Here is an 8,017-nt window from a genome sequence, read left to right as displayed (position 1 = left end):
TTTTATGAGTAAACCTATTAAATAGATAGGAAAAAAAGAAATATGAAGAGCTTTAGAACAGAAATAGAAAATCCGGTAGTTGAAAAAGACATCATTGAATTGGAGAAGAAAATTCGCCAGTTCAAAGGTGGTGAAACGGACGAGGAAAAGTTTCGGAGTTTGCGTTTGGCCAGAGGAATTTATGGACAGCGTCAGCCAGGGGTTCAAATGGTGCGGATCAAATTGCCTTATGGTAAAGTGACCTCCAATCAGCTATTGCGGATCTGTGATGTTTCCGATGAGTATTCAAGGGGTCGGTTGCACATAACCACCCGTCAAGATATCCAGATTCACTACGTGGACTTGGAACGCACCCCAGAACTATGGGCCCAATTGGAAAAAGACGAGGTCACCATTCGGGAAGCCTGCGGGAATACGGTTAGAAATGTTACTGCCAGTGAAACAGCCGGTATTGATGTGGATGAACCTTTTGATGTCTCGCCCTATGCCCATGCGGTATTTGAGTACTTCTTGCGAAATCCCATCGGGCAGGAAATGGGAAGAAAATTCAAGGTTTCCTTTTCTGCCAGTGATGCCGACACCGGATTGTCCTACATGCACGATCTGGGCTTTATCGCCAAAATCCAGAATGGGGAAAGAGGCTTTAAGGTATTATTGGCCGGTGGTTTGGGCTCACAACCCCGTCATGCTGACGAGTTGTATAGCTTTTTGCCAACGGACAAGATCATTCCGTTAATGGAAGGTGTAATTCGGGTTTTTGACCGATATGGAGAACGAAAAAGTCGTGCCAAGGCACGGATGAAATTCTTATTGAAGGATATCGGATTGGATGGCTTCAAAGAGTTGTTGGAAGAAGAGCAACTGGCCATACCTGTGAAATCGTACCCGATAGACTTTAACAGCTATCCCAAAACCAAGGTGGCCGAGGTGGAAACGCCAGAAGTTGCCATTGAGGACAAAGAAGCTTTCGAACAATGGAAATCCACCAACTTGGTGCCCCAAAAGCAGGAAGGCTACGTCGCCATCGGAATTAAGGTGCTTTTAGGGGATTTTTATACCGATAAAGCCCGGGAATTGGCCAAATTGGTACAGGAATATGCCGCTGGTGAGATTCGTTTGTCCCTTAGACAAAATATATTGATTCCTTTTGTAAAGGAGGAACTGGTTCCTTTCTTTTACCAAGAATTGAAGCGATTGGGCTTTGCAGAAGCCGGTTACAACAAGGCCTTGGACATCACTGCTTGCCCAGGAACGGATACCTGTAATTTGGGGATTGCCAGTAGCACTGGAATCGCAGATGAGTTGGAACGCGTGATCAAGGCAGAATACCCGCATTACATCAATAATCCAGATGTGGTCATTAAAATCAGTGGATGTATGAACGCTTGCGGGCAGCACAACATGGCCCACATTGGGTTTCAGGGAATGTCTGTCCGTACCAAGGACAAATTGGTGGCTCCAGCTTTACAAGTATTGTTGGGTGGAGGAAATTTAGGTGATGGAAAGGGTGTGTTTGCCGATAAAGTAGCCAAAATTCCAAGTAAAAGAGGTCCTCAGGCACTTCGGTTAATTTTGGATGATTTTGAAGCCAATGGAAATGGAGCTTCGTATACAGAATATTACGCCGAAAAAGGACAGCACTATTTCTATGATATTTTGAAGCCCTTGACAGATGTGGACAATCTCACTCCAGAAGATTTCATCGATTGGGGGAATGAGGAAAAATATAAAAAAGAAATCGGTATAGGGGAATGTGCCGGGGTCATTGTCGATTTGGTGGCCACCTTATTCTTGGAAAGCCAGGAAAAAATTGAGAATGCAGAGCAGGCCATTAATGAAGGCAAATGGGCGGCCAGTATCTATTACGCTTATCAATCCATTGTCAATTCTGCCAAAGCGTTATTGACAGCGGAGAAAGTGAAGGTAAACACCCATGCAAGCATCATCAAGGATTTTGATGAGTTGTATGTGGCAGCCGGAAAGATAACATTTGATGGAAGTTTTGAACGTTTGGCACTTCAGTTGAACAAGAATGAGCCATCCGAAGCATTTGCCAAAAGCTATTTGGAAGATGCCAAAAGTGTGTTGGAAAGCTTGGAGAATTATAGAAAATTGGAGTTGGAACATGCATAGCGGAAAGTTGACTGTAGTTGGGGCTGGCCCCGGAGATTTGGACCTGATTACCCTTAAGGGTATCAAGGCCTTGCAAAGTGCCGATGTGGTGCTGTACGATGCTTTGGTAGATCCAGAGTTATTGGAATATGCACCCGATGCGGAACACATTTTTGTGGGCAAACGAAAAGGATGTTATCGCTATCAACAACAGCAAATCAATGAACTGATTGTGCAAAGAGCCTCACAAGGTGTGCATGTAGTGCGTTTAAAGGGGGGTGACCCTTTTGTTTTTGGCCGTGGCGCTGAAGAAATGGAGTACGCTGCAAAACAGGGTATTGATGTGGCTGTGGTTCCAGGGATTTCATCCTCAGTGTCCGTACCAGCTTCGCAGAACATCCCTGTCACCAAAAGAGGGGCGGCTGAAAGTTTTTGGGTGATTACAGGCACCACAAAAGAGCATAAATTATCCAAGGATGTGGCTTTGGCCGCAAAGTCCAATGCCACGGTGGTCATCCTTATGGGGATGTCAAAATTGGGAGAAATCATGCAGCTCTTCAAAGAAGAGGGGAAACAACATACGCCAGTGGCCATAATTCAAAATGGAACCACTGAAAACGAAAAAGTGGGTATTGGCACTGTTGCTTCCATTGAGCACAAGGCAAAGGAGCAGCAGTTAGCCAATCCTGCCATAATTATTATAGGAGAGGTGGTCAACCACCGTCAAAATATAGTGGATATTCAAAAAGAATATCAAACCAAGGGAAAAGAATTGTTTGAAAAGTATAAAACTGTCACGCCTGAATAGTGCCCTGAGCGGAGTCGAAGGGGACTACAATATTTTAAAAGGAAAATTATGATCAAAACAGACATACTAATAATTGGAGCAGGACCAACGGGATTGTTCACCGTTTTTGAAGCAGGATTGTTAAAGTTGAAGTGCCATTTGATTGATGCTTTGGCACAACCCGGAGGACAATGCTCCGAGATTTATCCCAAAAAGCCCATTTACGATATTCCCGCCTATCCAGAGATATTGGCCGGGGATTTGGTGGACAAATTGATGGAACAAATTAAGCCTTTTGAGCCCGGTTTTACGTTGGGTGAACGCGCCGAGACCTTGGAAAAACAAGAAGATGGGTCGTTCATTGTAACCACTACCAAAGGGACTCGGCACCATGCCCCAGTTGTGGTCATTGCCGGTGGATTGGGGTCTTTTGAACCCAGAAAACCAATGATTCCCAATATTGGACTCTTTGAAAGTAAGGGTGTGGAATATATGGTCAAAGACCCAGAGCAATTCCGGGATAAAAAAGTGGTGATTTCCGGTGGAGGTGACTCTGCATTGGATTGGGCCATTTTCTTGGCCGATATAGCTTCCGAAGTTTCCTTGGTGCACCGAAGAAATGAGTTTAGGGGTGCATTGGACTCCGTTGAGAAGGCTAGGGAATTGGCCAAATTGGGCAAAATTCAACTTTTTACCAAAGCTGAGGTTAAGGAAATTCATGGTAAAGATGACCTGCACGCAGTGGTCATCAAATACAATGATGATGAAAAGGAACAAACCTATGTGGAAACGGATTTCTTTATTCCATTATTTGGACTGTCTCCCAAATTAGGTCCAATTGGTGACTGGGGCTTGGAAATTGAGAAAAATGCCATCAAAGTGAACAATGCCAAGGATTATCAGACCAATATTCCAGGGGTGTTTGCCATAGGTGATGTAAATACGTATCCAGGAAAATTAAAATTGATCCTGTCCGGGTTCCACGAAGCAGCGGTAATGTGCCAGTTTGCCTACCAAATTATCAATCCAGACAAGCGGTATGTAATGAAATATACTACGGTTGGTGGCGTTGAAGGATTTGATGGTTCCAAAAAAGAAGCCAAAAAAGAAGTGGTGCAGAGCATCAATTAAGATAAAAATCATATAGTACTAAAAGCACCTTCCCGAAGCAATTTAGGAAGGTGTTTTTTTATCCATTATATTTGATTTTTACAACATTATGCAAAGCCTGTTCACCTTACGCGATTTTTACAGCAAGCTCAGTCTTCCCATTCCAGATAATATTGGAAAGGACGTTGGGCATTTCAATGTTTTTAAGATTGATGAGTATCGCACGCGGTTGGACAAGGGGGAAATGCGCTACGATCAACGTTCCTATTTCAAGATAAGTTTGATCAATGGACGGAACAAAGCCGAGTATGCCGATAAGTCAATTCATATTGAAAATAAGGCATTGTTGTTCGCTTCTCCGAAAATCCCATATCATTATGTCCCTTTGGATAGTGATCAGTCAGGATATTTTTGTGTGTTCACCGACAATTTTTTATCCAAGGATAAAAGTGGGGTGATTCTGGACAATTTACCCCTGTTTCAACCCGGTGGATATCCCATTTTCAATATTTCTGATGAAGATTATGGGGAACTGGAACAGCTGTTCAAGAAGATAGACAAAGAACTCTCATCGGACTATCCCTATAAATTTGATTTGATAAGGGCTTATGTGATCGAACTATTGCACTTGGGTCAAAAATTAAATCCCGTGGAACCCCTTGAAAATGGGAAAAATGCAGCGACCCGAATCACCGATTTGTTTGTGGAGTTGTTGGAACGCCAGTTTCCAATAAATTCCCCAGCACAACGATTGGGGCTAAAAACGGCCAACGATTTTGCGGAACGTTTGGCGGTACATGCCAATCATTTGAACAAGGTACTCAAGGAAACCACGGGGAGTACCACTACGGCCATTATCCATTCACGAATCTTTGAGGAAGCCAAGATCCTGCTCAACAACACCGATTGGAATATTTCTGAAGTCGCCTTTAGCTTGGGCTTTGAGGAAGTGGCCCATTTTTCCAATTTTTTTAAAAAGCGAGCGGCAATGTCCCCCTTGAAATTTAGGAACAAAACGCTGGTTTGATTTTCAAAAAACAAAAAAATGTCAGATAAAAAAATAGCATTGGTAACCGGGGGCAGTAGAGGCCTCGGTGCTGATATGGCCATCAACTTGGCCAAAAAAGGAATTGATGTGGTGATTACTTACCATACTGATAAAGCAAGTGCGGATAAAGTAATCGCCCAAATTAAAAAAGAAGGTCAGTGGGGGTATGCCCAGCAATTGGATACCTTGAAAATAAAAACGTTTGATGCCTTTTTTGACGAGCTTGGTAACGCTTTGGAAAAGGAAATGGGCAAACCCAAATTTGATTTTCTGGTCAATAATGCCGGGACTGGGATTTATGAACCTTTTGCCACAACTACTGAGGAGCAGTTTGATGAAATGTTCAACATCCACTTTAAGGGCGTTTATTTCTTTACCCAAAAAGCCTTGCCGTATCTCAATGACGGTGGACGGATCATCAATATCTCTTCGGGGCTGGTGCGATATGCTTTCCCCACATGCTCGGCTTATGCCTCTATGAAAGGTGCCGTTGAGGTGTTCACCCGATACTTGGCCAAGGAATTGGCAGCTCGGAAAATATCGGCCAACACCGTGGCGCCCGGTGCCATTGAAACCGATTTTGGCGGCGGTGAAAACAAGACCAATGAAACAAAAAGAGGGTTCATTATCCAAGGAACGGCATTGGGGCGTGTGGGCAGGCCCGATGACATTGGGGGAGTGGTCGCCTTTTTGTGCACCGAAGATGCCAAATGGGTGAATGCCCAACGCATTGAGGTCACCGGAGGTGCCATGATCTAAATCTTTCCATTGTTTGATTTTTACAAAAAACAGTTTGATGCTTGCAACCTGACCCAAGCATGCCAAGCTAATTTTGCTTTGTAATCAAAAAATCAAATACAATGAGCAAAGATAAAATAGCATTGGTAACCGGTGGTAGCCGGGGACTGGGTGAGGATATGGCCATCAACCTCGCCAAAAAAGGATTGAACGTATTACTGACCTACCGCAGTTACAAAGAAGAAGCCGACAAAACGGTGAATGAAATTGAAAAAATCGGTCAAAAAGCCTATGCACTGCAGTTGGATGTGGCAGACAATCATAGCTTCGATGCATTTGTGGAGGAGGTCAAGAAAGTAATTGATTCCCATTTTGGAGCAAAACAAATTGATTTCTTGATCAACAATGCCGGGATTGGAATCAATGCACCCATCAGTGAAACAACCGAAGAGCAATTCAATGCCCTTGTGGATATTCATTTTAAGGGAGCCTTTTTCTTAACCCAAAAAATGTTGCCCATCATGGCAGACGGCGGAGGTATCGTAAATATCTCAAGTGGGTTGGCACGATTTTCTTTTCCGGGCTATTCAGTCTATGGATCAATGAAAGCAGCCATAGAGGCACTGACCCGATATCAAGCCAAAGAATTGGGAGAACGAAAAATCAGGTCAAATGTGGTGGCCCCCGGTGCCATTGAAACGGATTTTGGAGGGGGTACCAACAAAAATGATGAAGGCAAAAGAGCGGCCATTGCCAATTTCACCGCCTTGGGTCGTGTTGGCATTCCCAGCGATATTGGTGGTGTGGTAGCGTTCTTGTGCACCGAGGAGGCCAAATGGATCAATGCCCAACGAATTGAGGTCTCTGGCGGCATGATGATTTGATCTTCTGTTATATATCCCACAAATGGGCCGCTAATATGAAAATTAGCGGCTCTTTTTTTGCTTTTCATTCTCGAGTGCCGTTAATTTGCACCTCAGTTCATATAAAACTTGTAATGGTTATCAAGAAAGGTGGAGGGATTGGACCCTGTGAAGCCTTAGCAACCCTCGACTTCGAGAAGGTGCTACATTCTACCCGTCCTGAACCGGTTTCAGGACCTCATGGAGGATAAACCTACCATTGGGAATTGGGAAGGATAACAAAAGAATACATTCCAACAGTATTTTCCACATTTTCTTGATGCATCCATGTCCTTTTGTAAGGGAGATTGTACTATGGAAAAAATTGAAGTCATATTGAAGAAACGGATTTTAGTGCTGGATGGCGCCATGGGCACCATGTTACAGCGTTATAAATTCGGGGAAGCTGATTTTAGGGGCGAACGATTCAAGGATTGGCCCAGTGATTTGCAGGGAAACAACGATTTATTGTCCTTGACCCAGCCACAGGCCATCGCTGAGGTTCACCGGGTGTATTTGGAAGCCGGAGCGGACATTATTGAAACCAACACCTTTTCGGGTACTACCATTGCCATGGCCGATTATGGTATGGAAGAATTGGTTTATGAGTTGAACTACGAATCTGCCAAAATCGCAAAACAGGTTGCTGAAGAATTTACCAAAAAGAATCCAAGCAAACCGAGGTTTGTGGCAGGAAGTATTGGCCCGACCAACAAAACGGCCAGCATGTCCCCCGATGTCAACGATCCAGGCTATCGTGCCATTTCATTTGATGAACTTCGCATAGCCTACAAACAACAAGTAGAGGCCCTCTTGGATGGCGGCTCCGATATTTTATTGGTGGAAACCATTTTTGATACCCTCAACGCAAAAGCGGCCCTTTTTGCCATTGAAGAAGTAAAAGATGAACGAAATATTGAGGTTCCCGTGATGGTGAGCGGTACCATTACCGATGCTTCGGGAAGAACCTTGTCCGGACAAACAGCCGAAGCTTTTTTAATATCAATTTCCCATATTCCAATTTTATCTGTTGGGTTCAACTGTGCCTTGGGCGCCAAACAATTGGTGCCTCATTTGGAGGTGATTTCGGCAAAATCAGAATTTGCCACCTCAGCGCACCCCAATGCCGGATTGCCCAATGCCTTTGGGGAGTACGATGAGACCCCAGGGCAAATGGCAGCTCAAATCAAGGAGTATGTGGAAAAAGGCTTGGTAAACATCGTGGGAGGTTGCTGCGGAACCACACCAGAGCATATTAAGGCCATTGCCGATTTGGTAAAAGAGTATGAACCCAGAAAACTTTTGACTTTAGCATAGTTT

General features: G+C 44.1%; 7 protein-coding genes and 1 riboswitch. All 7 genes read left to right on the top strand.

Annotation, left to right across the window (positions count from 1 at the left end; genetic code table 11):
- Nucleotides 1–42 precede the first annotated feature (42 nt).
- Complete coding sequence (locus A7D14_RS08070; protein WP_067032551.1) at nucleotides 43–2,133, top strand: HEPN domain-containing protein; 2,091 nt, start codon at nucleotides 43–45, stop codon at nucleotides 2,131–2,133.
- Nucleotides 2,126–2,920, top strand: coding sequence for a uroporphyrinogen-III C-methyltransferase (gene cobA, locus A7D14_RS08065; protein WP_176712388.1), 795 nt, complete (start codon nucleotides 2,126–2,128; stop codon nucleotides 2,918–2,920). The genes A7D14_RS08070 and cobA overlap by 8 nt, the downstream gene beginning before the upstream one ends.
- Nucleotides 2,921–2,968: 48 nt before the next feature.
- Nucleotides 2,969–4,030 (top strand): NAD(P)/FAD-dependent oxidoreductase, encoded by a 1,062-nt coding sequence (locus tag A7D14_RS08060; protein ID WP_067032549.1) that lies wholly within the window; start codon nucleotides 2,969–2,971, stop codon nucleotides 4,028–4,030.
- A gap of 88 nt (nucleotides 4,031–4,118) precedes the next feature.
- Nucleotides 4,119–5,036, top strand: coding sequence for a helix-turn-helix domain-containing protein (locus A7D14_RS08055; protein ID WP_067032546.1), 918 nt, complete (start codon nucleotides 4,119–4,121; stop codon nucleotides 5,034–5,036).
- A gap of 18 nt (nucleotides 5,037–5,054) precedes the next feature.
- Nucleotides 5,055–5,816 carry an SDR family oxidoreductase gene (locus A7D14_RS08050; protein WP_067032543.1) on the top strand — a complete coding sequence of 254 codons (762 nt, stop codon included), beginning with the start codon at nucleotides 5,055–5,057 and terminating at the stop codon, nucleotides 5,814–5,816.
- A gap of 101 nt (nucleotides 5,817–5,917) precedes the next feature.
- Entirely contained in the window at nucleotides 5,918–6,679 is a 762-nt protein-coding gene (locus A7D14_RS08045) for an SDR family NAD(P)-dependent oxidoreductase (protein ID WP_067032540.1), read from the top strand.
- A gap of 114 nt (nucleotides 6,680–6,793) precedes the next feature.
- Nucleotides 6,794–6,912: riboswitch (SAM riboswitch) on the top strand.
- Nucleotides 6,913–7,012: 100 nt separating this feature from the next.
- Nucleotides 7,013–8,014 carry a homocysteine S-methyltransferase family protein gene (locus A7D14_RS08040; protein ID WP_067032538.1) on the top strand — a complete coding sequence of 334 codons (1,002 nt, stop codon included), beginning with the start codon at nucleotides 7,013–7,015 and terminating at the stop codon, nucleotides 8,012–8,014.
- Nucleotides 8,015–8,017 lie beyond the last annotated feature (3 nt).

This window comes from Allomuricauda sp. CP2A (assembly GCF_001683915.1).
GTDB lineage: Bacteria > Bacteroidota > Bacteroidia > Flavobacteriales > Flavobacteriaceae > Flagellimonas.
The sequence above is the reverse complement of the archived record's forward strand: the minus strand, read 5'-3'. Positions and strand labels throughout refer to the sequence as shown.

What these genes read in the sequence shown, in the direction of transcription:
- A7D14_RS08070 (WP_067032551.1), top strand. Translation starts at nt 43, where the DNA reads ATGAAGAGCTTTAGAACAGAAATAGAAAATCCGGTAGTTGAAAAAGAC.
- cobA (WP_176712388.1), top strand. Translation starts at nt 2,126, where the DNA reads ATGCATAGCGGAAAGTTGACTGTAGTTGGGGCTGGCCCCGGAGATTTG.
- A7D14_RS08055 (WP_067032546.1), top strand. Translation starts at nt 4,119, where the DNA reads ATGCAAAGCCTGTTCACCTTACGCGATTTTTACAGCAAGCTCAGTCTT.
- A7D14_RS08040 (WP_067032538.1), top strand. Translation starts at nt 7,013, where the DNA reads ATGGAAAAAATTGAAGTCATATTGAAGAAACGGATTTTAGTGCTGGAT.
- A7D14_RS08045 (WP_067032540.1), top strand. Translation starts at nt 5,918, where the DNA reads ATGAGCAAAGATAAAATAGCATTGGTAACCGGTGGTAGCCGGGGACTG.
- A7D14_RS08060 (WP_067032549.1), top strand. Translation starts at nt 2,969, where the DNA reads ATGATCAAAACAGACATACTAATAATTGGAGCAGGACCAACGGGATTG.
- A7D14_RS08050 (WP_067032543.1), top strand. Translation starts at nt 5,055, where the DNA reads ATGTCAGATAAAAAAATAGCATTGGTAACCGGGGGCAGTAGAGGCCTC.